Source organism: Brevibacterium otitidis, assembly GCF_042429315.1.
Lineage (GTDB): Bacteria > Actinomycetota > Actinomycetes > Actinomycetales > Brevibacteriaceae > Brevibacterium > Brevibacterium otitidis.
Window position 1 is genome coordinate 1 of sequence record NZ_JBHMAU010000126.1, and the last position, 21,440, is coordinate 21,440.

Sequence of the window (21,440 nt, forward strand, 5' to 3'; positions counted from 1 at the left end):
AGATCAGCGCGGGTAGATGTCCGCTCATCATCAGGGACCTCGATGCTTATCCCCAGCACCCTTGCCCGATCGGCGTGCCCACACTCAACTCTGAAGAGCCGGTTATACCCATACTTTTCATAGAGTTGAGAAGGTCGATTACCGCCAGGATGGCGATGCATCTGTCATCTTTGAATCCTGTGTCGACTTCCGTCACGCTGACCTTCTTGACCGCCATGGTGAATCCCTATTCGACAAGAGCGTTACGTCATCGCTGGGAGAAGTGGTGCTTCGGCAGCGTGACGAAGTGTGGAAGGTCGTAAATATGGACTTCTCGGGAGATGAGTGTCTTTGAGTTGCTTCATGAGTGAGCTGATCTACATGCGTGAAGGTCGTATTAAGGGGTGGAGTAACTGATGAATGTGAGGATGTCGGGGCCTACGCTTGCGTTTGTAGCTGTGGCTATGTCGCTGCTTTTGACCGGATGTGACGGATCTGTGGAGCTGGAGCCAACGCCCTCTTTTGGATCTTCATCTAACGAGGAGTCTCCCATAGTTGTGCCGTCTGAGCCGCCGTATGAGACGGATCTAAACCTTACGGGTGCGGAGACAGATGCTGCCGAGGCCGCTTACGACGTGCTCGTGAGCTTCATCACGGCAAATAATCAAGTCATGGCAGACTCTGGGAACAATCCCGACAGAGCGCTTGTGTTCCTAGATGGGAGCCCAAGGGAGGCGCACGTCAAAGACTATGAAAGCATGCGCGCTGAGCAAGAGGTCGGAGTTGGCGGAATAACACATTCTTATCATAGAATCGATGAAGTTTTGGTTCATGAGGAGGGTGAAATAACGGTTGCCTTTAGCTCCTGTGTTGACTATAGGTACTTTGATATCGTTGATCGCGATGGTGAGTCGTTAGCTGGAGAGGATACAAGTCCAGTTATTGTGGTCCATCAGCTTGAAGGTAAGGCTGGGGACTGGGTGATTAACAAGATCGACTACACTGGAAATGAATGTGAAGGCCTGGATGAGCGCCTGGACTAAGAGTGTGGTTCCTCTTATAACAATTGTCTTGCTGTCTCTGGGCTTTGTTTCGGATCAGGTGTTTGTTGCTTTCGCGAATCCGTGTAGCTCCGAAAGTGGCCGAAGCGATTTCATAACGCGGTGTGGAAACAAAGACCGTGGGGATCCACCCAAGCCCAAACCCAAGCCCCCGCCTAACCGGGATAAAGACGGATCCGGCCGCAACGACAACGGTGGTCGTGACAACCGCGACCGTGACAACAACGCCGGTCCTCCGTCGCCACCGAGGTTCTGTATTCCGATTGAAGGTGTTCCACGAAGTAAGGCATGGGAGTGTCCGCGGCCACCGACTCCTCCGCGCGATTCCGACGACGGTGGCGGCGGCACTGAGTTTGAGGTTCCGCCTCCTCCTGACATTACGTGGGAAGAAGTCGGGGAAGCTTCGATTCCTCCATCGGAGATACTCGTGATGCCTGAGGGGTGGGGAGTGACGAACAAGCCGGTCGCCGTGTGGGCCGGTAACAGCTCTTCACGCACTGTCACGATGGAACTGGCCGGCTATCTCGTGGAGATCCGAGTGACGCCCAACGAGTATCGGTGGGACTTCGGCGACGGGAACAAGAAGACGACGACGTCTGCTGGCCGCGAGCCGCGTTACGCCCACGACGCAGACATCTCCCATTCCTACGGCGAAAGCGGGAAGTATACGATCAATCTGACGACGAGCTACATCGGTCAGTTCCGCGTCGATGGCGGTCCGTGGGAGGACATACCGGGCACTGCCGATGTTCCATCGACTCCAGTTCCCATCGATATCTACCGCTATGTCCGCTACCTCGTCGATGAGGAGTGCGAGGCCAATCCAGATGGTCCGGATTGTCCCTGAACCCGTGGAGAAGGCTGAACAGCAGGGGAGTGCCCGGTCACTTCCGCGGCTTGATGCGAACCATGCCCTCCTGGGCCACAGTGGCGAGCAGCTGACCTGAACGGGAGAAGATGCGGCCGAGCCCCAGGCCGCGCCCACCTCGGGCCGACGGTGAGGTCTCCGAGTAGAGCATCCACTCATCAACCCGCACCGGCCGGTGCCACCACATCGCATGATCGAGGCTGGCCATCCGCAGACCAGGAGTCGTCCACGTCAGTCCCTGGCGGCGCAGCACCGGTTCGAGCAGATTGAAGTCGCTGGCATAGGCGAGTGCCGCAGCGTTGAGCAGCGGGTCCTCGGGGAACGGCGCCAAGGTGCGGATCCACATCCGCTCCTGCGCGCTGGCGGCCGGGTCCGGTTCGAAGTAGATGGGCGGCTCCACCGGCCTGACATCAAAGGGCCGCTTGCGCAGCCAGTCGCGCATGAACGGAATGTCGACATCGGCGAGCAGCTCGGCGATCTGCGGGCAGTCCTCCGGCGGCGGAACATCGGCGGGGAGCTCATCACCGTGCTCCAGCCCGTCCTGCTCCTGCTGGAAGGAGGCCATCACGGACATGATCGGCTCATCGCGCTGATAGGCATGCACACGCCGTGCCGAGAACGAACCGCCGTCCCGCAGCACCTCGACACCGAAGGTGATCGGCTCGCTGACATCACCGGGACGCAGAAAGTAGCCGTGCAGCGAATGGATCGGGCGCGTGGCATCGACAGTCTGCCCGGCGGCCATAACGCACTGTGCAAGGACCTGCCCGCCGAACACCCGGCCGTCGGGCTTGTACTGGCTGCGCCCGCAGTAGAACTCCGTCTCCCGGGTGCCGGGAATAGGGTCAGCCGGGGTCAGCTGCAGCAGATCGACGAGCTGCGCTACATTCTGTTCGACATCCACGACGTCCTCCTTGCTCGGCTCCAACCGGATGTCGTCACCGGCCACAGCCAGCATTCTACGCGGGTCGCTCACCTGCACATCCGCCGCCATGCCGCAGACCGCCAGCCGGCGTGCTCGGGTTCGTGCACCGGTGGCAGAATGGGGACATGCCCGAAACCCTGTCCAACCCGCTGCTGTCCGGCCCCTTCGCCCGCGTGCTCATCGAACTGCGCTGGGGCGATATGGACGCCTACGGCCACGTCAACAATGTCACCCAGCTGCGCCTGCTCGAAGAGGCCCGCGTGCGTGCCTTCGGCTCACCGACAGCCGACCGGGACGCTTCCGCACCCGCCGGCATTCCCGGAGCAGGCGAGCCCGTGCAGGGAACGGCCTTCCCCGCCGTCCTCGGAGAGGCCGCCGGCACCACCGATCTGCTCGTGTTCTCCCACCGCATCGAGTACCGGCGGCCCATCAGTTTCCGCACCGGCCCCGTCGCCGTCGACACCGTCATCTCCGGGCTGACGCCAGCGACGATGGAAGTCGGCTACACGATCGGCGAACCTGACGGCAGCGAGATCTACACGCTGGCCGAAACGACGATCGCCTTCGTCGACAGCGCCACCGGACGCGCCCGCCGCCTCACCGACGCCGAGGCGGCAGCGATCGAACCCTTCGTCACCGATCCGGTGCCGCTGCGCCCAGTGCGCAACCGGCGCTGACACCTCCGACCACCATGCAGACCACCACAAGTATCCGCCTGGCAGAAACCCAGGCGCTGACGGACTGGGAGACCTTCGCCTCCCGCGCACACCGCATCGACGAAAGCGGCGCCATGCGCCTGAGCGCCACCGGCGATGTCCTCGTCGTCTCCGTCGCGCCGCTCTACCCGCACGGCCTGGGCGATGCGACCCCGCTGACCGTGGGCACGCGCATGTTCCGCCTGTCCGACACCGGTCTCGACGGCCTCGACGTCGTCGTGCCCACGGTCGCGATCTGCGACCGCTTCGCCCGGCTGCGCAGCACCGGAGAAGAATCCATGCCGATCCCACCGCAGGAGATCCAGGTCGCCTGGGCCGGCATCGCCCCTCCGCGCGGACCCTGGATGCCGGTCGGCGAGCTGGCTGATGCTGAGCTCATCACCGCCGCCGAGGCGGGGATCGCCGAGGTGGCCGCCGGAACTCCCCAGATGGCTGGCATCCATGCGGTGACCGGGCTGCGCCGGCGCGTCTGGGGTCGGCCGCTGCCGGGTGCCTTCGAAGATCGGCTGCCGGCAGCAGTGGCGTTCGCGATGTACGGACTGGGCTTCGCCCACCCAGCCGGGATGACGAGCGTCTTCGAAGCACCCGGCTGGCTGCGCCTGAGCTCTCCGCGCGGTCATGTGCTCACACGCGGGCGCGGGGATCGGACCGCCTAGGACTCGGCCGCCGGTGCCTCAGTCCGTGGGAGTCAGCGGCCCCAGGCTGGTGCGCGGCGGTTCACCGGGCTCATCGAAGCGGTTGACCATCGCTGTTGCGGCGCGTTCGAAGTAGTCCCAGATCATCGTGTCGTGCAGCGGCGGCAGCGCCAGCTCATCCAGCGCAGTGCGCATATGCCGCAGCCAGTGTTCCCGCGCCTTCGGCGTCACCGGATACGGGCTGTGCCGCATCCGCAGCCGAGGATGCCCACGCTCCTGCGAATACGTCGTCGGACCCCCGAAGTACTGCTCCAGGAACGTCTGCAGCCGGTGCTTGGCACCGTCGAGCTCCTGGCCCTCCGGGTACATCGCGATGAGGTACTCATCGGCAGCAACCTCGCGGTAGAAGGCATCGACGAGGCGGCCGAAGGCCTCATGACCGCCGATGATCGTGAACAGAGTATCCGGGCGTTCAGTAGTCACGCATCGATCCTATGAGTCATCGCGCTCAGGCCGCGAACTCTGCTGAGTGATGCCGAGCTCACCGCGCTGCCCGCTCGTCTCATCCGGCACCGTGCTGGCCGGCAGCGGCTGCTCGTCGTCCTCCTCATCGCTGAGGCTCACCGTCGCCGAGGCGGTCGAACCGTTCGTCTGGGTGCGCACCACGGTCTGCTGGGCGAGCGGGATCCGGATGCCCTTCTCATCCATCATGCGCTTGACGGTGCCGCGGAAGGCACGGGCGATCGCCCACTGCTCATTGGGTTTGGTCTTGATGAAGGTGCGGATCGTCATCGCCTCGCCGGTGAGATCCTGCACTCCGAGGATCTCCGGATCTTCCAGGATCGACAGCGCGTAGTTCGGGTTCTGCCGCAGTTCGGCGACGGCGTCTTCGATGATGCCGTTGAGCACATCGGGATCCGAATCGTAGGGCACGGCGATGTCCATGACTGCGCGCGCCCAGCCCTGCGACTGGTTGCCCACGCGCAGGATCTCACCATTGCGCATGTGCCACAGGGTGCCGTCGATGCCGCGCACCTTGGTCGTGCGCAGACCGACCTCCTCAACGGTGCCGATCGCCTCGCCGAGGTCGACGGTGTCGCCGATGCCGTACTGGTCCTCGACGACGATGAAGAATCCGGACAGGTAGTCCTTGACGAGCTCCTGGGCGCCGAAGCCGATCGCCACACCGGCGATGCCGGCCGAAGCCAGCAGCGGGCCGAGATTGAAGTTGAGCTCCGTGAGCACCATCATCACCGTGAGCGTGGCGATGACGATCGTCGCGATCGATGACAGCATCGAGCCGACGGTCTGCGCGCGCTGCGCCCGGCGGGCCTTGGCGATCGCGTCATTGCCGTTGAGGCGCGGGATCTCCTCGCCCTTCTGCTGGCGGCGGTTCTGCGCAGCCGTGGTGCCGTCGGCGATCTTCGCGGAGAACTTCCGGATGATCTTGCGCGCGATGAGGTTGAGGATGATCGCGGCGACGATGATGATGGCGATGCGCAGCGGAGTGCCGAGCAGCCACATCCAGTCGAAGCTCGTCGTCTTCTCAACGGTGTCGTTGACGGCGTCCTTGATCTGATCTGCTGGTGGCGTCGTTGAAGTGGTCATACCGGCAGCAACCTTAGACGCCGGACCTGAACGGCCAGTCAGAACCGACCCGGTTCTGCTGGGCACTGACTGAGGACTCGGCGTGGCGCTCACCACACCGCACCGTGTTCAGCGTTCTGCACGGCGCTGCAGCCTGTTGCCTCAACGGTCTGCCTCAGGCCTCAGAGTCCGGAGACTCAGAACGCTGCGTCTCAGCCCCCTGCGTCTCAGAGTCCTGTGCCTCAGCATGCTGCGCGGCTGTCTGCTGGGCGCGCAGATCGCGTTCGGCGTTGTCGAGGTTCTCGCCCATGAGCCGCAGCAGACCCTTCGGGGCGGCCGGATGCTCGGCCAGCCACTGCCGGGTCTGCTCGACCGCCTCGGGCGCGGCCGGCGGGTACAGACGCAGGGTGAGCGTCTGCGCGATCTCCAGGGTGCGGGACTCCCACCAGCCGGTGACGAGCTCGAAGTACTCGCCGGCGAAGCTGCCGATCGGCGCCTCGGCCGGCAGCAGCGTGCCGTCAGCCTGCTGCAGACCGATGGGGAACCCGAGCGCCATGGCCGCGACGACCGCGTTGGGCAGACTGCGGTCGTCGACAAGCGCGCGGAACGCCTGGGACTTCGCCGCTGCCCTCGGCATCGCCGCGCGCGCGGTGCAGGCCTTGTTGCGTCCCATCGCCGTGTTGTCGGCCGCCTGCTCCCGGTCGATCTCTGCCGTGTCGAGCCGGCCGCCTGCTCCCGGTCGATCTCTGCCGTGTCGAGCCGGCCGGCAGCTGCCAGCGCGACCACCAGCATCCAGCGCAGATCCGTGTCGATGGTGACTCCCTCGACCGGTACGCTCTGCGAGCTGAGCATCTGGGCGACCCGGTCGAGCTGATCACTCGATTCGGCCATTTCAGCGAAGGCGATGAGGAACTGCAGCTGGCTGTCCGAACCGGCCGGCGCGGCATGCAGCAGCTCCCACAGATCAGCGGCGAACCGGGTGCGGGCATCCGAGCGCAGCGCCGGAGGCAGGAACCGGGTGATCGCGGCCTTGGCCTGACGCAGCTGCGCGTGCAGACCTGCCGAATGGGTGATCGACCCGGCGCGCTCACCGACGAGCCGCAGATACTCCTGGGCCGGCAGCTCACCGTCGCGGACCATGTCCCACACAGTCGAGAAGACGAGCAGCTGGGTGAGGGAGTCCTCGAAGCCGGAGGCATGGGCGATCGCATTGCGCAGGCTCAGCTCATCAAGGCGGGTCTTGGCATAGGTGAGGTCGCCGTCGTTGACGACAATGATGTCCGGGCGCGACGCCGCATCAGCGGCGACCGGCACCTCGGCGACGGGACCGTCGAGGTCGATCGTCTGCAGATCAGTGCGCACCACCCGACCGTCGGCGGTGATGTCATAGCTGCCGACCGCCAGGCGGTGCGGGCGCAGCGAGGGCACCGGCCGGCCCGGCAGCTCGACGGCCTCCTGAGTGATCGCCAGGCGGGTGAGCGTCCCGTCTACGTCGGTCTCGACGAGCGGACGCAGCAGGTTCATGCCGGATTCCTCCAGCCACAGCTGCGACCAGGTGCGCAGATCCCGGCCCGAGGTGGCCTCCAGCTCGGTGAGCAGATCGCCGAGTTCCGTGTTGGCCCAGGCGTGGGCGCCGAAGTACTGCTTGACGCCGGCGAAGAACTCCTCGCGGCCCACCCAGGCGACCAGCTGCTTGAGCACCGCAGCGCCCTTGGCGTAGGTGATGCCGTCGAAGTTCACCTCGACGTCGAAGAGGTCCTCGATCGGCGCGACGATCGGGTGGGTGCTCGGCAGCTGATCCTGCTGATAGGCCCAGGCCTTCTCCACTGTGGCGAAGCTCGTCCACACATCGGCGAACTCGCTGGCCTCAGCGGTGGCCAGCGTCGAGGTGAACTCGGCGAAGGACTCATTGAGCCACAGATCGTTCCACCAGCGCATCGTCACGAGGTCCCCGAACCACATGTGCGCCAGCTCGTGCAGGATCGTCACGGCGCGCGACTCGACGGTGCTGCGCTTGGGACGGGAGCGGAAGACATAGTCCTCGACGATCGTCACCGCGCCGGCGTTCTCCATGGCGCCGGCATTGAACTCCGGGACGAAGAGCTGATCGAACTTCTCGAACGGGTACGGCGTGTCGAAGAGCTCCTCGAAGAAGGCGAAGCCGGACCGGGTGAGTGCGAAGATCTCCTCGGCGTCGACATGCTCGAACAGCGAGGCACGGGCGTAGACGCCCAGCGGCACCTCCTCGCCGTCGGAGCTGCGCAGCGAGGAATGGGCCGACTTGTACGGCCCGGCGATGAGAGCGGTGATGTACGAAGAGATCGGGGGAGTGGGAGCGAACTGCCACAGGGCCATCGCCGGGGCGTCGATGCCCAGCCGGGCGAGCACCTCGGCGGGGTCCCCAGCGACAGGGGTGGGGGAGTTCGACACCACGGTCCACGCCTCGGGAGCGACGACGGTGAAGGAGAAGGAGGCCTTGAGATCGGGCTGTTCGAAGACGGCGAAGACGCGCCGGGCGTCGGGGACCTCGAACTGGGTGTAGAGGTAGGTCTCGTCATCGACCGGGTCGACGAAGCGGTGCAGGCCCTCACCGGTGTTCATGTAGAAGAAGTCGGCGTCGATCGTCAGCTCGTTCTCCGGCGCCAGGCCCGGCAGCTGGATCCGGGCGGTGTCGACGTGCTCGTCGACCGGCAGCTCCTCGCCGTTGAGCTCGATGCGATGCACGCGCGCGGTGATCGCATCGATGAATGTCGAATCGGCGCTGTCGGCGGTGAAGCGCACCGTTGTCACCGACCGGAAGGTCTCGCCCTGCCCGTCGAGGACAAGGGTGATCTCATACGAGGTCACCTGCAGCTGAGCGGCCCGCTCGGCGGCTTCGGCGCGGGTCAGGTTGTGCTGTGCCACGAAAGGGCCTCCCGGATGTCGACAGACGGAATGATCGGACTACGTTCATTGTTGCATGAGGGGCAGACGCGCTGAGCGCGATCCCAGCCCGCCTCATGCACATCCGGCCGCCCCGCGCGGCCCGCACCGACGGAAGGACTCTGATGAGCACGCAGACACTCGATTTCTGGTTCGACGCCACCTGCCCCTGGGCCTGGATGACCTCGCGCTGGGCGCTCGAGGTGGAGAAAGTCCGCGACGTCAGGGTCGCTTTCCATCCGATGAGCCTCTCGGTGCTCAACGAAGGCCGTGAGGAGCTGCCAGAGGACTACAAGGAGAACATGAAGCTCGCTTGGGGCCCGGCTCGCGTCGTCACTGCCGCGATGGTCGAACACGGGCCCGAGGTGCTCGCCGACCTCTACACTGCCCTCGGCACCCGGATCCACAACGAGGGCCGCCGCGACTTCGAGGAGGTGATCCCCGCCGCGCTCGCCGAAGCCGGTCTGCCTGCTGAGCTCGCGCACGCTGCGCACACCGACGCCTACGATGCTCAGCTGCGCGCCTCGCACAAGGAGGGCATCGACAAGGTCGGTGAGGACGTCGGCACTCCGGTCATCTCCCTGGGCGATGTCGCCTTCTTCGGCCCGGTCGTCAGTCCCGCTCCCAAGGGCGAGGCTGCCGGTAAGCTGTTCGATGGAGTGCTGGCCGTTGCGAGCACCGACGGGTTCTTCGAGCTCAAGCGCACCCGCACGGTCGGCCCGATCTTCGACTGACTGACACCTCGGGAAGGGGCAGGCAATGAGAGTTCACCTGGGCACCGATCACGCCGGATACAAATTCAAGGAAGCGCTCAAACAGCATCTGGGGGAGCAGGACTATGAGGTCGTCGACCACGGCGCACACGAATACGACGCCCTCGATGACTATCCGGCCTTCTGCATCGCCGCCGCCGAGGCGGTGGTCACCGACAACGCCGGAGGCACCCCCGCACTGGGTGTCGTCATCGGCGGCTCGGGCAACGGCGAGCAGATGGCAGCCAACAAGGTCGCCGGTGCCCGCGCTGCGCTGGCATGGAATCCGGAGATCGCCCGGCTGGCCCGCCAGCACAACAACGCGCAGATCGTCTCGATCGGCGCGCGCCAGCACTCCGAGGCGGATGCGCTGGCGATCGTCGATGCGTTCCTCACCGAGCCGTTCTCCGGTGATGAGCGCCATGAGCGCCGCATCGGCATCATGGCCGCCTATGAGAACGGCGAGACCATCTGAGGCTGACGCCTGCTGAGACTGCGCACTGAGCCCGTCTGACCGTCCTGGTCCGGCGCGCTCAGTACCAGAACACCGGCAGCGCGCCGGGATGGTGGGCGTGGACGATGGTGAGGAAGACGATGAAGTCGAAGAGCAGGTGTACGCAGATGGTGTACGGCAGCGACTTCGTGCGCGTGAAGATGAGCGCCTGGACGAGCGCGAAGGGGATGGTGAGCACCGGCCCCCAGGCCTGGTAGCCAAGCTCCCACAGGAAGGACACGAAGATCACCGAGGTGAGCACATTCGCCGTCCAGAACGAGAAGTGCCGGTACAGCAGGGTGAAGACGGTGCAGATGAAGAACAGCTCATCCCAGATGCCCACGGCATTGACGCCGAGGAACAGCCGGATGATCTCGCTGGGCGTCGCCACAGCCGGCCAGTTGGTGAAGACGCCGGAGCTGATGAAGTAGCGCGGCAGGATGAGCCAGCCCAGGAAGAGCACGATGAACAGCCAGGACCATTCGAGCTTCGACCACGGCTGGCCGATCCGGCGCGGGAACCGGACACTGTGGTCGCGGTAGACCCACCGGCTGATGGCGTAGGGGATGAGGACCGCCCCGGAGAGCACGGCACCCATGAGTGCGATGTTGCCCCATGAGATGTCGGCCTTGAGCGAGATCGTCGAGATGAGGCCGAGCGCCAGGCAGATGAGCAGCACATCGCGGCCGAGTGCCCGGTCGACCGCCCACGCACCCAGCAGTCCCGCCGCCAGCGGCAGATATCCCCATGCCGATTCGAAGCCGAAGAGCAGCACCGCAGCCGCGGCGACACAGGCAACCGACGCAGTGGCAGGACTGAGCGCACGATGATGGCGCGGAGCAGCGGTGAACACCGCTGGCAGGAAGGAGGCTGGCTGGCTCACAGAGCTCATTGTGCCAAAGGCCCTGCAGTCGCAGGTCCTGGCGCCTGGCGGGTGCGGGAACGAGAAACCGCCGGCCCACGAGTGGACCGGCGGAAATCGGAGGGGATGACGGGAATCGAACCCGCACTATCAGTTTGGAAGACTGAGGCTCTACCATTGAGCTACATCCCCAGTGCGCCCGTGTGAGCGCTCTAGAAATGTTAGAACAGATCAGCTCCGAATGCAAAGCGAGACGCGCGCTCGCCGGACGGTCCTGACACGGTGACAAGCGCGGATCTGAGACCGTCGGCACCGGCGCTGCGGATTAGGAGAAAGACCGCGCTGACGGCTACAGTAGAGTCTCGTCGAGCCGGGGTGTGGCGCAGCTTGGTAGCGCATCTGCTTTGGGAGCAGAGGGTCGCAGGTTCGAATCCTGTCACCCCGACGGAACGAAGTGCCGCGGGACTCTCGCGGCACTTCGTGTATTCAGCGCTCCCAGCCCCGGCCTCAGCGGTAGTGGATGCGGGCACCCTGGCTGCGTGTCCACGTGATGTAGCCGCCTTGGAAGTGCTGATACGCCCCGCGCGGCGAGGTGAGCGGCCGTTCATCGGTCGTCGGCAGCCTGAGGTCGCTGCGCTCCCAGCCGAGGCCCCTCCACGTGTTGCGGATCGCCCCGCCCATTGTGTGCGTGCCGGTATCCGGATGGGTGACGATCGTGCCGCCCTGGAAGTTCTGGTAGTCCGCCTGCGCCCGGTGGCGCATCCGCACCTGATCGCTCGTCGGGTAGCCCAGCGGCCCGCGCTCGTACTTCTGGCTGGCCCACTTGCGCTGGATCTGCCCGTCGCGGCGTGTGAAGTGCGCGCCGGAGGACCGCGACCAGTGCACCGAGCCGTTGGCGAAGCGCTGATAGGCGCCGGCCGGTGCGGTGAGCTTCCGCTCATTCATCACCGGCGCGCCGGTCGTCGACCTGTGCTTCGCATAGTAGTGGCCGATCGCCCCAGCTCACCGTGTAGATCGACTCCAGCTGTTTGGCGGCGCTGCTGCGGATTGCAGCCATCTGCCCGTACAACCCGTTGCCGGGGCACTCGGTGTAGCCGGTGTCGCGGTGTGCGAAGATCCGCGGCAGCGTCACCTTCTGCCCCTTCCTGTACTTCGCATCCCCGCCCTGCGAGGTCAGCGTCACCGAGCTCTTGGGGTCGTAGCCCCAGGTGGCGGCCTGCCAGGCACCCAGCCGGCCGAGCGCGTCGATGGCCGCCTTGGGAGCCGGCGAGCTGTACGTCCCCATCACCGAGACCCCGAAGGTGTCAGTGTTGAATCCGGCGGCGTGGGCGCCGATAACCGACTCACTGTGGCTGCCTGTCCGGCCCTGATAGACCCCGCCGAACTTGTCGATGAGCATGTTGTAGCCGATGTCGCACCAGCCCAGGGTCTGCGTGTGGTACCTGAGGATGCCGCGCAGAATGCCGGGCACCTGCGCCTTCGAATAGTCGGTGGCGCCGGCAGTGTGATGGACGGTCATCGCCTGCACCCGTCCGGGGGAGATGTCGATGCTGCACTTCCTCAGCGATTCATCAGCACCCCACTGCTTGCGGGTGACATAGGACAGGGTCGGTCCCGCTGCGGCCGCTGCCGGTGCTGCCGCAGCCGAGGCGGTGCGCGCGACGCTCGCATCGGCTGCGGTCGTCTTCGTTGTTGCGGTGGCGACCTGCGCATCGGCGGCGCTGTGCTGGGTGCGGAACTCCACCTCGGCGTCGTCACCGACGATGACCGGCTCCGTGCCGGCCTGCGCCTGGGCCGCCTCGCCGGTGCCCGGCTCCGGGCCGTCACTGGCGGGGTCGAGCTCCTGCCAGACCGACCAATCCGGGGAACCGGCCGCACGGGAGCGGTACTCGACGGTTCCCGGATCGACACCGGCATCCCAGCTGACACCGAGCACCGCGACCTCGGCATCGTCGAGATCGACGTCGACGAGGGCCTTCGCGCTGTCATCGAAGGTGACCTCAGTGGTCTCGACATCCTGCGGCTGCTGGCTCGGCGCCTGGGACGGCGCAGCACTCGGCGCAGCGCCCGCATCTGCTGCGGGGCTCGCATCCGCTGATGGGGACGGCGCCGCTGGCGGATCAGCCGCCTCGTCGCCGGTCAGTGACGGCTCCTCACCGCCGGTGAGCGCCGGCGCTGCGGGATCGGTGCCGGGGCCAGGCTGCGCTGCGGCGGCAGTAGCTCCGGTAGTGGTGAGAGCGAGGACGAGGAACGATGCTGCGAGCCGCTGGCGCATGACTGACCTTCTCATCAGGGCGCGCAACGCTGCGCGCCAATGGCCGGCTCAGGAACGATTGCCGTTGGCCCTCGTTCTAGTGCCGCGCATGCGCACGCCGATACCCCTCATCGCTCCCAACCTGTGGACAGCGCGCGAATCCGGTCCTCGCACCTTTGCATCGGCGGCCGCGCCCGTCCAATGTGCAAAACGACGGCCTCCATGACTAAACTGGAGAGCTGTGCATTGCCCCGCTGACTGCGCGGCGATGAGACCACTGACTTCGGCGGATCGCATCCGCTGACCCCATACGTCCGAACGAGAGGTACATCGTGAAGAGCTCCGTCGCGAATCTCGACCCGACTCGGGTCAAGCTCAGCGTTGAAGCGCCTTATGCCGAACTCAAGCCGAGCATCGACGAGGCATACAAGGAGATCTCCAAGCAGATCACCGTCCCCGGCTTCCGCCGCGGGAAAGTTCCGGCCCGCATCATCGACCAGCGCGTCGGCCGCCCGGCGGTCCTGCAGGAAGCCGTCAACAACAGCTTGGACGACTTCTACCGCCAGGCCCTGAGCGAGAACGACGTGCGCCCGCTCGGCACTCCTGAGGTCGAGGTCTCCGAGATCCCCGGACTCGACGGCACCGAAGAGGGCAACCTCGTCTTCACCGTCGAGGTCGACTGCATGCCGAACATCGAGCTGCCGGCCTACGACTCCATCGAGGTCGAGGTCGACACCTACGAGATCACCGATGAGGACATCGACAAGGAGATCGACGCGCTGCGCGCCCGCTTCGGCACGCTCAACGAGGTCGACCGCCCGGCCGCTGGAGGCGATTTCGTCACCATCGACCTGACCGCCAAAGTCGACGGCGAGGTCATCGACGAAGCCACCGACATCTCCTATGAGGTCGGCGCCGGCACCATGATCGACGGACTCGACGATGCGCTCCTCGACCTGTCCAAGGACGAGGAGACCACCTTCAACACGACGCTGGCCGGCGGCGAGCACAAGGGCGCCGAGGGTGTCGTCACCGTCAAGCTCAACGCCGTCAAGGAGCGCGTGCTCGCAGACGCCGACGACGACTTCGCTCAGATGGCCTCCGGTTCGGACACCATGGACGAGCTGCGTGAGGAGACCCGCGAGAACGTCGCCAAGCAGAAGGAGCTCGAGCAGAGCGTCGACGCCCGCGAGAAGGTGCTCGACGCACTCCTGGAGACCGTCGAGCTGCCGCTGCCGGAGAAGTTCCTCGCCGAGGAGGTCTCCCGCCAGGCCGAAGCCGCCGGTGTCGAGGAAGGCGATGAGCGCTACCAGGAGGTCCAGGACGAGACCGCCAAGGCTGTGCGCACCCAGTTCCTGCTCGACGCGATCGCTGAGAAGGAAGAGGTCGAGGTCTCCCAGGCCGAGCTCATCGAGTACATCATGGCGATGGCCCAGCAGTACGGCATGCAGCCCCAGGAGTTCATCCAGATGCTGCAGTCCTCCGGCCAGGTGCCGGCCATCAGCGGAGAGGTCGCCCGCCGCAAGGGCCTGGCTGCTGTCCTCGCCGAGGCGAAGGTCGTCGACACCGACGGCAATGTCGTCGACATGACGAAGTTCGTCACCCCCGAAGGCGAAGACGCCGAGGCGGAGGCCGACGCTGATGACAGCGACGCCGACGTGGCTGACGACGCTGAGACCGAGGCTGAGGCTGACGACGCTGAGGACGAGAAGCAGGACTGACCTGCGTGAAGCACCCTCGAGACAGGGCGGGCACGGGAAACCGTGTCCGCCCTGTGTCGTTGCCGGTGAGCGCGCCTCTGCGGCGCACATATGCTGAGGGCGAACACGACGCGAGCCGGGACTAAATCCCGCATGCCGCGGGTTAGAGTCCAGTAAGGCATGGAACCGAACCACAGGAGTGACACGTGATGACACACGAGTACGCCTCCCAGCCGGTCGCGCAGGAGAAGCCGACAGGACTGGGACTCGACGATCACATCTTCAACCGGCTGCTCAAGGAGCGCATCATCTGGTTGGGTTCAGAGGTGCGTGACGACAATGCCAACGCCATCTGCGCGCAGATGATGCTGCTGGCTGCTGAGGATCCCGAACGCGACATCTGGCTCTACATCAACTCGCCGGGTGGTTCGGTCACCGCAGGCATGGCGATCTACGACACCATGCAGTACATCAAGCCGGACGTCGGTACCGTCGCCATGGGCATGGCCGCTTCGATGGGCCAGTTCCTGCTGTCCTCGGGTGCGAAGGGCAAGCGCTATGCCACCCCGCACGCCCGGATCCTCATGCACCAGCCGCTCGGCGGCATCGGCGGCACCGCCACGGACATCAAGATCCAGGCCGAGCTGATCCTGCACATGAAGAAGCAGATGGCCGAGCTGACCGCCCAGCAGACCGGCAGGTCGCTGGAGCAGATCCTCAAGGACAACGACCGCGACCACTGGTTCACCGCCGATGAGGCGCTCGACTATGGCTTCATCGACAAGGTCATCACGAAGTCCGATGACCTCGACGGCCAGACCTCGCTCAACGAAGCCTAAGGAGACAGAGATGACTCGTATCGATCCCTGGAGCACCGCCGGCGCAATGCCGACCTCGCGCTATGTCATGCCGCAGTTCGAGGAGCGCACTCCCTACGGCTTCAAGCGGCAGGATCCCTACACCAAGCTGTTCGAGGACCGCGTCATCTTCCTCGGCGTGCAGGTTGACGACACCTCCGCCGACGATGTCATGGCGCAGCTGCTCGTCCTCGAATCGCAGGACCCTGACCGCGACATCACCCTCTATATCAACTCGCCGGGCGGTTCGTTCACCGCGCTGACCGCGATCTACGACACGATGCAGTACATCAAGCCGGAGATCCAGACAGTCTGCCTCGGCCAGGCCGCCTCGGCTGCGGCTGTGCTGCTGGCCGCCGGCACTCCCGGCAAGCGCCTGGCGCTGCCGAACGCCCGCGTGCTCATCCACCAGCCGGCTATGCAGGGGCAGGGCCACGGCCAGGCTTCGGACATCGAGATCCAGGCCGCCGAGGTGCTGCGCATGCGCACCTGGCTGGAGGAGACGCTGGCCAAACACTCGAACAAGTCTGCCGAGCAGATCTCCAATGACATCGAGCGCGATCTGTTTCTCACCGCCGAGCAGGCCAAGGAGTACGGACTGGTCGACCAGGTGCTGTCCTCGCGCAAGAACGCCTGACAGGCTCAGCGCAACCGCGCGCTGCGCCCATGACTGCCGGCCCGCCCTCGCCTTGGGGTGCGGGCCGGCAGCGTCTGCGGTCCGGTCCGCCTCGCCCGCCCGCTCCCGAGGCGCCGGCGCGGTTCGTGCCGACACGCGCCGGGCGTGGTCGCAGGCGATGTCCGTGCCGTGTGACATGCTGTTGAGGTACTGAACAGAAGCGGGTTACGCTGAGACCGTGTGCCCCTTGGAAAGGTTGTGACCGTGGCGCGCAAGAGCGATAGTGCAGAGCTCCTCAACTGCAATTTCTGCGGCAAGTCGCAGAAGCAGGTACGCAAGCTCATTGCCGGTGGCGGTGTCTACATCTGCGATGAGTGCATCGGACTGTGCAATGAGATCATCGAAGAGGAGCTCAACCAGCCGCTGGCGGAGACCGAAGAGACCGAGCTGCCCAAGCCGCAGGAGATCTTCGACTTCCTGCAGGAGTACATCGTCGGTCAGGAAGCGGCCAAGAAGGCTCTAGCCGTCGCCGTCTACAACCACTACAAGCGCATCCGCGCCTCCCGCAGCCTCGATGACGACGACATCGAGATCTCGAAGTCCAATATCCTGCTCGTGGGCCCGACCGGCTCAGGCAAGACCTATCTCGCACAGACCTTGGCGAAGAAGCTCAACGTGCCCTTCGCCGTTGCCGATGCCACGGCGCTGACAGAAGCCGGCTACGTCGGTGAGGATGTCGAGAACATCCTGCTCAAGCTCATCCAGGCCGCTGACTTCGATGTCGAGCGCGCTCAGACCGGCATCATCTACATCGACGAGATCGACAAGATCGCCCGCAAGGCTGAGAACCCGTCGATCACCCGCGACGTTTCCGGTGAGGGCGTGCAGCAGGCTCTGCTGAAGATCCTCGAAGGCACTCAGGCGTCCGTGCCGCCGCAGGGTGGGCGCAAGCACCCGCACCAGGACTTCATCCAGATCGACACGACCAATGTGCTCTTTATCGTCGCCGGAGCCTTCGCCGGCCTGGAGGAGATCATTTCGTCTCGCGAGGGCAAGCACGGCATCGGATTCGGTGCGATGCTGCAGTCGAAGAACGACGATGAGGACATCTACAGCCAGATGCTGCCCGAGGATCTGCTGAAGTTCGGGCTCATCCCGGAGTTCATCGGCCGTCTGCCGGTCATCGCCACCGTCTCCAACCTCGACCGCGACACGCTCATGACGATCCTGACCGAGCCGCGCAACGCCCTGGTCAAGCAGTACCAGCGCATGTTCGAGTTCGACAATGTCGAGCTCGAGTTCGAGCAGGTGGCGCTCGAGGCGATCGCCGACCTCGCGCTGCTGCGCGGCACCGGTGCACGCGGACTGCGCTCCATCATGGAAGAGGTCCTGCAGCCGGTCATGTTCGACGTCCCCAGCCGCGATGACGTCGAACGCGTCGTCATCACCAAGGACGTTGTCGACTCCAACGTCGCCCCGACCATCGTGCCGCGCAAACAGACACAGGCGACCCGCCGCAAGAAATCGGCCTGAGCCACGCGCTCAGGGCCCCACGCGCTCAGGCTGCAGAGTCAGGCTGACACGAACGATCCCGGCCTGCCGGGTGGGCGAAGCCGGGATCACAGCAGCACACAGTCGTGAGCCGCTGGTGCTGAAGGCGGAGACTCAGTAGGTCTCGGCCGGCTGCACGACGACGAAGCCGGGTCCGTGGAAGCGCATCTGAATGCCCTCACCGGAACCGCGGCCGAAGAATGAGCCGAGGGTGACATCGGTGTGGATGTCCGGTGCGAGATTGGCCGACCAGCAGACCGCCGCCTGCGGATCGACGAAAGTCGGGGTGCGTGAGCAGTCGAGCACCATCGGCTGGCCGAGCGCGCAGATCGCGGCGGTGCCGTGACCGGAGAGTTCCAGATTGAACAGGCCTGATCCCGAGGTCAGCGCCCCGATGCCCTTGAGCGGCTGAATGTCCCACTTGAGGGAGGCATCGAAGGCGAGCATGCTCGTCGTGTTGACGGTGAGCGCATCCTGCGGTCCTTCGAGCTGCATCATGAAGATGTTTGCGGCATTCCGGGCGAAGAAGACCTCGCCGTGGCCCTCCGCGCGCATGAGCTGACCGCCCTCGCCGGTGGCCGCTTTCTTCATGAACTGCCCGACCGAGGTCGAACCCTGGTGCTTGAAGCTGACATTGCCCTGGTAGGCGACCATGGCGCCCTTCGTCGCGAGCATCGGCGCATCCGGGGTGATGAGTCCGCGGACCATTCGGTCGGACTGCATCGTCCATCGCTGGTTGAGCTCCTGCTCCTGGTGTCGTTTGGCGAAGAGTTCGCTGCGCATCGGGTCTCCTGGTCATAGACGAGCCGGGCCCCGAACCCGGCTGGGACGAAACTGGGGATGTGCAGGTGACCTGCACATCCCCAGCATATTCTTTGCCCGAGCTCACCGACGGGCGCCGATGTGGCGGTTCAGCAACAGCCGTGTGAACCCTTGGCAACCGCGGCACACGCCATCAGCTCAGAAGGCGGGAGCGCAGCTGCCGCAATCGGAGTCACTCCGCTGATTCGAACTCGACAGCGGAGACGGAGATCTCCTCACCGCCAGCAGAAAGCGTCCATGCCTGCACGCGGCCGGCGGCCATGATGTCGCTCTCGGCTCCCTGGACAGCGGCGAGCACCGCCCCGGGAACGGTCACCGTGACCGAGGTGATGGGCGTCTTCTGCGAGACCTTCGCCTCGGTCTTGGTGCGGCGCAGCTCGCCGAGCACCTCACCGACATGGCCGAGGGCTGCGCCGTCGGCGTCGATGGCCGGTAGATCGGCCGCCTGCGGCCAGGCGGCGTGGTGGATCGAACCGGTCCGCCACCATGACCACACCTCTTCGGTCACGAACGGCATGAACGGAGCGAACAGCCGCAGCAGCACATCGAGTGCGGTCGCCAGCGTCGCATGGGCCGAGAGCTGCCCGGCTTCGCCGACGGCGCCATAGGAACGGTCCTTGGCGAGCTCGACATAGTCGTCGGTGAAGGCCCAGAAGAACGACTCCGCGGTGCGCAGCGCATGGGCGTAGTCGTAGTCGGCCATGAACGCCGAACACTGCTCGACAGTGTCGCGCAGCGCGGCCAGCACAGCCTGATCGAGGCTCTCGGTGATGAGGTCGGTGCGGCCGATGAGCTCGGCGTGCACGCCCTGGGCGAGGGCGAACTTCGAGGCGTTGAGGATCTTCATCGCCAGGCGCCGGCCGATCTGCATCTGCGTGACCTCATAGGCGGTGTCCGCGCCGAGCCGGGCCGAACCGGCCCAGTAGCGCACAGCATCCGGGCCGAAGCCGGGCTTGGACTCTTCGAGGATGTCGCTGGGCACCACGACATTGCCCTTGGACTTCGACATCTTCTTGCGGTCCGGGTCGAGGATCCAGCCCGAGAGGGCGGTCCGCTTCCACGGCACGTCATCGCCAAGGGAATTGGCGCGAACCATCGTCGAGAACAGCCAGGTGCGGATGATGTCATGGCCCTGCGGGCGCAGATCGAACGGCGCGGTCTGCGACCACAGCTTCTCATCGCGTGACCAGCCGCCGGCGATCTGCGGGGTCAGCGACGACGTCGCCCACGTATCGAGCACATCCGGCTCGCCGGTGAACCCGCCGGGCTGATCGCGCTGCTCGGCGCTGAACCCGGCAGGCACCTCGGCCTGCGGATCGACCGGCAGGGAGGCGTCATCGGGCAGGATCGGGTTGTCGTAGTCGGGCTCGCCGGAGGCATCGAGGCGGTACCACAGCGGGATCGGCACACCGAAGTAGCGCTGGCGGGAGATGAGCCAGTCGCCGCTGAGTCCCTCGACCCAGTTCTCGTAGCGCGAGCGCATGAACGACGGGTACCAATCGACTTCGCGGCCGCGGGAGATGAGCTTGTCGCGCAGCCCGGCGTCGGTGCCGCCGTTGCGGATGTACCACTGCCGGGAGGTCACGACCTCCAGCGGCTTGTCGCCCTTCTCATAGAACGGCACCGGATGGGTGATCGCCTCCGGTTCGGCGAGCAGATCACCGGACTCGGCGAGCATCTCGGCGATCGTCTTGCGTGCGGTGAACGTCGTCATCCCGGCCACACGCTCATAGTTGGCCACCGCCTCGGGAGCGGGGGAGTCCGCGATCCAGTCCGGGACCTCGCGCTGCAGGCGGCCGTCGCGGGTGATGACCGCGCGGGTGGGCAGCTGCAGCTCACGCCACCAGGTGACGTCGGTGAGGTCGCCGAAGGTGCACACCATGGCGATGCCGGTGCCCTTGTCAGGCTTCGCCAGCTGGTGGGCGCGCACGTCGACGGCCACGCCGAAGAGCGGAGACACGACCCGGGTGCCGAAGTAGTCCTGGTAGCGTTCATCGTCGGGATGGGCGACGAGTGCGGCCACTGACGGGATGAGCTCAGGGCGAGAGGTGACGATGACGATCGGCTCGACCGACCTGTCAGCAGTGCCGTCAGCGGCAGCCGGGTAGAACGCGACCTTGTGGTAGGCGCCTTCGCGTTCCCGGTCCTCCAGCTCGGCCTGAGCCACCGCAGTGCCGAAGGTGACGTCCCACATCGTCGGGGCTTCCTGCGAGTACACATGCCCGCCGGCGAGGTCCTTGAGGAACGCCCGCTGGGACACCGCGCGGCAGTCGGCGTCGATCGTGCGGTAGGCGTGGTTCCAGTCGACCGACAGGCCGACCGAGCGGAACAGGTCCTCGAAGACCTCACCGTCGGAGCTGGCGAGCTTCTCGCACAGTTCGATGAAGTTCTGCCGCGAGACCGGCACGAAGTCCCGCGGGTTCTTCGCCGGCTTCTGAGGCGGCGTGAAGTCAGGGTCGTAGGGCAGAGTCGGCTCGCAGCGCACTCCGTAGTAGTTCTGGGTGCGGCGCTCGGTCGGAAGGCCGTTGTCGTCCCAGCCGAGGGGGTAGAAGACGTTCTTGCCCATCATCCGCTGATAGCGGGCGATGATATCGGTCTGGGTGTAGGAGAAGACGTGCCCCACATGCAGCGATCCCGACGCTGTCGGCGGGGGAGTGTCGATCGAGTAGACCTCCTCGCGGGTGGTCTCAGGATCGAAGGCGTAGGTCTGCTGCTCGGACCAGCGGGCGTCCCACTTGTCCTTCAGGCCTTCGAGAGCGGGTTTGTCGGGAAGATGCACCGAGTCATGTGTGCGTGAGGCAGGTTGAGTCATACCGGTGATTATCTCCGCACCGCGTCGA

Annotated in this window: 20 protein-coding genes and 2 tRNA genes; 11 read left to right on the forward strand and 11 right to left on the reverse strand. The window is 65.4% G+C overall.

Features of this window, described 5'->3' with window-relative positions; all coding sequences use genetic code 11:
• Nucleotides 1-46: 46 nt before the first annotated feature.
• Nucleotides 47-217, reverse strand: a complete 171-nt coding sequence (locus tag ACFFN1_RS14650) for a hypothetical protein (protein WP_376841594.1) — start codon at nucleotides 215-217, stop codon at nucleotides 47-49.
• Between the two features lie 178 nt (nucleotides 218-395).
• Here ACFFN1_RS14650 and ACFFN1_RS14655 point away from each other — a divergent pair, with 178 nt between their 5' ends.
• The gene (locus tag ACFFN1_RS14655; protein WP_376841595.1) at nucleotides 396-1,022 is read left to right on the forward strand and encodes a hypothetical protein; all 627 of its coding nucleotides are present in this window, start codon (nucleotides 396-398) and stop codon (nucleotides 1,020-1,022) included.
• 466 nt (nucleotides 1,023-1,488) lie between these two features.
• A complete protein-coding gene (locus tag ACFFN1_RS14660; protein WP_376841596.1) occupies nucleotides 1,489-1,887 on the forward strand; it encodes a PKD domain-containing protein in 399 nt (132 codons plus the stop codon).
• 37 nt (nucleotides 1,888-1,924) lie between these two features.
• On the opposite strand, the gene ACFFN1_RS14665 is transcribed toward ACFFN1_RS14660, so the two are convergent.
• Nucleotides 1,925-2,866 carry an acyl-CoA thioesterase gene (locus ACFFN1_RS14665; RefSeq protein ID WP_376841622.1) on the reverse strand — a complete coding sequence of 314 codons (942 nt, stop codon included), beginning with the start codon at nucleotides 2,864-2,866 and terminating at the stop codon, nucleotides 1,925-1,927.
• Between the two features lie 92 nt (nucleotides 2,867-2,958).
• Between ACFFN1_RS14665 and ACFFN1_RS14670 the strand changes: the two genes are divergently transcribed.
• Nucleotides 2,959-3,510, forward strand: coding sequence for an acyl-CoA thioesterase (locus tag ACFFN1_RS14670; protein WP_376841598.1), 552 nt, complete (start codon nucleotides 2,959-2,961; stop codon nucleotides 3,508-3,510).
• Between the two features lie 14 nt (nucleotides 3,511-3,524).
• The gene (locus ACFFN1_RS14675; RefSeq protein ID WP_376841599.1) at nucleotides 3,525-4,205 is read left to right on the forward strand and encodes a DUF8185 domain-containing protein; all 681 of its coding nucleotides are present in this window, start codon (nucleotides 3,525-3,527) and stop codon (nucleotides 4,203-4,205) included.
• An 18-nt stretch (nucleotides 4,206-4,223) separates the two neighbouring features.
• Here ACFFN1_RS14675 and ACFFN1_RS14680 read toward each other — a convergent pair whose 3' ends face one another.
• From ACFFN1_RS14680 to pepN, 3 genes are all read right to left on the reverse strand, one after another.
• Nucleotides 4,224-4,667, reverse strand: a complete 444-nt coding sequence (locus ACFFN1_RS14680; RefSeq protein ID WP_376841600.1) for a globin — start codon at nucleotides 4,665-4,667, stop codon at nucleotides 4,224-4,226.
• A gap of 9 nt (nucleotides 4,668-4,676) precedes the next feature.
• On the reverse strand, nucleotides 4,677-5,792 hold the full coding sequence (locus ACFFN1_RS14685) for a mechanosensitive ion channel family protein (protein ID WP_376841601.1): 1,116 nt from the start codon (nucleotides 5,790-5,792) through the stop codon (nucleotides 4,677-4,679).
• Nucleotides 5,793-5,933: 141 nt separating this feature from the next.
• Nucleotides 5,934-8,675, reverse strand: a complete 2,742-nt coding sequence (gene pepN / locus ACFFN1_RS14690; protein WP_376841602.1) for an aminopeptidase N — start codon at nucleotides 8,673-8,675, stop codon at nucleotides 5,934-5,936.
• A 143-nt stretch (nucleotides 8,676-8,818) separates the two neighbouring features.
• Here pepN and ACFFN1_RS14695 point away from each other — a divergent pair, with 143 nt between their 5' ends.
• Both ACFFN1_RS14695 and ACFFN1_RS14700 read left to right on the forward strand, forming a co-directional pair.
• Nucleotides 8,819-9,427, forward strand: a complete 609-nt coding sequence (locus tag ACFFN1_RS14695; protein ID WP_376841603.1) for a mycothiol-dependent nitroreductase Rv2466c family protein — start codon at nucleotides 8,819-8,821, stop codon at nucleotides 9,425-9,427.
• Between the two features lie 25 nt (nucleotides 9,428-9,452).
• Nucleotides 9,453-9,920 carry a ribose-5-phosphate isomerase gene (locus ACFFN1_RS14700; protein WP_376841604.1) on the forward strand — a complete coding sequence of 156 codons (468 nt, stop codon included), beginning with the start codon at nucleotides 9,453-9,455 and terminating at the stop codon, nucleotides 9,918-9,920.
• A gap of 58 nt (nucleotides 9,921-9,978) precedes the next feature.
• On the opposite strand, the gene ACFFN1_RS14705 is transcribed toward ACFFN1_RS14700, so the two are convergent.
• Together ACFFN1_RS14705 and ACFFN1_RS14710 are read right to left on the reverse strand one after the other, a co-directional pair.
• Nucleotides 9,979-10,830: a CPBP family glutamic-type intramembrane protease gene (locus ACFFN1_RS14705; RefSeq protein WP_376841605.1), complete on the reverse strand. Its 852-nt coding sequence runs from the start codon at nucleotides 10,828-10,830 to the stop codon at nucleotides 9,979-9,981.
• A 91-nt stretch (nucleotides 10,831-10,921) separates the two neighbouring features.
• Nucleotides 10,922-10,992 (reverse strand) — tRNA-Gly (locus ACFFN1_RS14710).
• Between the two features lie 179 nt (nucleotides 10,993-11,171).
• Here ACFFN1_RS14710 and ACFFN1_RS14715 point away from each other — a divergent pair.
• A tRNA-Pro gene (locus ACFFN1_RS14715) sits at nucleotides 11,172-11,245 on the forward strand.
• 62 nt (nucleotides 11,246-11,307) lie between these two features.
• Here the strand turns inward: ACFFN1_RS14715 and ACFFN1_RS14720 are convergent.
• On the reverse strand, nucleotides 11,308-11,745 hold the full coding sequence (locus tag ACFFN1_RS14720) for an LGFP repeat-containing protein (protein WP_376841606.1): 438 nt from the start codon (nucleotides 11,743-11,745) through the stop codon (nucleotides 11,308-11,310).
• The gene (locus ACFFN1_RS14725) at nucleotides 11,738-13,075 is read right to left on the reverse strand and encodes an N-acetylmuramoyl-L-alanine amidase (protein ID WP_376841607.1); all 1,338 of its coding nucleotides are present in this window, start codon (nucleotides 13,073-13,075) and stop codon (nucleotides 11,738-11,740) included. The genes ACFFN1_RS14720 and ACFFN1_RS14725 overlap by 8 nt, the downstream gene beginning before the upstream one ends.
• Nucleotides 13,076-13,386: 311 nt before the next feature.
• Between ACFFN1_RS14725 and tig the strand changes: the two genes are divergently transcribed.
• The 4 genes from tig to clpX all read left to right on the forward strand — a co-directional run bounded on the left by tig (nucleotide 13,387) and on the right by clpX (nucleotide 17,760).
• A complete protein-coding gene (gene tig / locus ACFFN1_RS14730) occupies nucleotides 13,387-14,775 on the forward strand; it encodes a trigger factor (RefSeq protein ID WP_376841608.1) in 1,389 nt (462 codons plus the stop codon).
• Nucleotides 14,776-14,963: 188 nt separating this feature from the next.
• The gene (locus ACFFN1_RS14735; protein ID WP_376841623.1) at nucleotides 14,964-15,593 is read left to right on the forward strand and encodes an ATP-dependent Clp protease proteolytic subunit; all 630 of its coding nucleotides are present in this window, start codon (nucleotides 14,964-14,966) and stop codon (nucleotides 15,591-15,593) included.
• Between the two features lie 10 nt (nucleotides 15,594-15,603).
• On the forward strand, nucleotides 15,604-16,248 hold the full coding sequence (locus tag ACFFN1_RS14740) for an ATP-dependent Clp protease proteolytic subunit (protein ID WP_376841609.1): 645 nt from the start codon (nucleotides 15,604-15,606) through the stop codon (nucleotides 16,246-16,248).
• Nucleotides 16,249-16,491: 243 nt separating this feature from the next.
• Nucleotides 16,492-17,760 carry an ATP-dependent Clp protease ATP-binding subunit ClpX gene (gene clpX, locus ACFFN1_RS14745; protein ID WP_376841610.1) on the forward strand — a complete coding sequence of 423 codons (1,269 nt, stop codon included), beginning with the start codon at nucleotides 16,492-16,494 and terminating at the stop codon, nucleotides 17,758-17,760.
• Between the two features lie 132 nt (nucleotides 17,761-17,892).
• Here the strand turns inward: clpX and ACFFN1_RS14750 are convergent, their stop codons facing one another.
• Nucleotides 17,893-18,561, reverse strand: a complete 669-nt coding sequence (locus ACFFN1_RS14750) for an AIM24 family protein (RefSeq protein WP_376841611.1) — start codon at nucleotides 18,559-18,561, stop codon at nucleotides 17,893-17,895.
• Nucleotides 18,562-18,772: 211 nt separating this feature from the next.
• Entirely contained in the window at nucleotides 18,773-21,412 is a 2,640-nt protein-coding gene (gene valS, locus ACFFN1_RS14755; RefSeq protein ID WP_376841612.1) for a valine--tRNA ligase, read from the reverse strand.
• Nucleotides 21,413-21,440: the final 28 nt, after the last annotated feature.

Excerpts from the sequence above, each read along its gene's own strand:
- ACFFN1_RS14735 (WP_376841623.1), top strand. The coding sequence starts at position 14,964 with ATGACACACGAGTACGCCTCCCAGCCGGTCGCGCAGGAGAAGCCGACA.
- ACFFN1_RS14725 (WP_376841607.1), bottom strand. The coding sequence starts at position 13,075 with ATGCGCCAGCGGCTCGCAGCATCGTTCCTCGTCCTCGCTCTCACCACT.
- ACFFN1_RS14740 (WP_376841609.1), top strand. The coding sequence starts at position 15,604 with ATGACTCGTATCGATCCCTGGAGCACCGCCGGCGCAATGCCGACCTCG.
- ACFFN1_RS14650 (WP_376841594.1), bottom strand. The coding sequence starts at position 217 with ATGGCGGTCAAGAAGGTCAGCGTGACGGAAGTCGACACAGGATTCAAA.
- ACFFN1_RS14750 (WP_376841611.1), bottom strand. The coding sequence starts at position 18,561 with ATGCGCAGCGAACTCTTCGCCAAACGACACCAGGAGCAGGAGCTCAAC.
- ACFFN1_RS14720 (WP_376841606.1), bottom strand. The coding sequence starts at position 11,745 with ATGAATGAGCGGAAGCTCACCGCACCGGCCGGCGCCTATCAGCGCTTC.
- ACFFN1_RS14700 (WP_376841604.1), top strand. The coding sequence starts at position 9,453 with ATGAGAGTTCACCTGGGCACCGATCACGCCGGATACAAATTCAAGGAA.
- valS (WP_376841612.1), bottom strand. The coding sequence starts at position 21,412 with ATGACTCAACCTGCCTCACGCACACATGACTCGGTGCATCTTCCCGAC.
- ACFFN1_RS14675 (WP_376841599.1), top strand. The coding sequence starts at position 3,525 with ATGCAGACCACCACAAGTATCCGCCTGGCAGAAACCCAGGCGCTGACG.
- ACFFN1_RS14655 (WP_376841595.1), top strand. The coding sequence starts at position 396 with ATGAATGTGAGGATGTCGGGGCCTACGCTTGCGTTTGTAGCTGTGGCT.
- ACFFN1_RS14695 (WP_376841603.1), top strand. The coding sequence starts at position 8,819 with ATGAGCACGCAGACACTCGATTTCTGGTTCGACGCCACCTGCCCCTGG.
- ACFFN1_RS14665 (WP_376841622.1), bottom strand. The coding sequence starts at position 2,866 with ATGCTGGCTGTGGCCGGTGACGACATCCGGTTGGAGCCGAGCAAGGAG.
- ACFFN1_RS14670 (WP_376841598.1), top strand. The coding sequence starts at position 2,959 with ATGCCCGAAACCCTGTCCAACCCGCTGCTGTCCGGCCCCTTCGCCCGC.
- ACFFN1_RS14705 (WP_376841605.1), bottom strand. The coding sequence starts at position 10,830 with ATGAGCTCTGTGAGCCAGCCAGCCTCCTTCCTGCCAGCGGTGTTCACC.
- ACFFN1_RS14685 (WP_376841601.1), bottom strand. The coding sequence starts at position 5,792 with ATGACCACTTCAACGACGCCACCAGCAGATCAGATCAAGGACGCCGTC.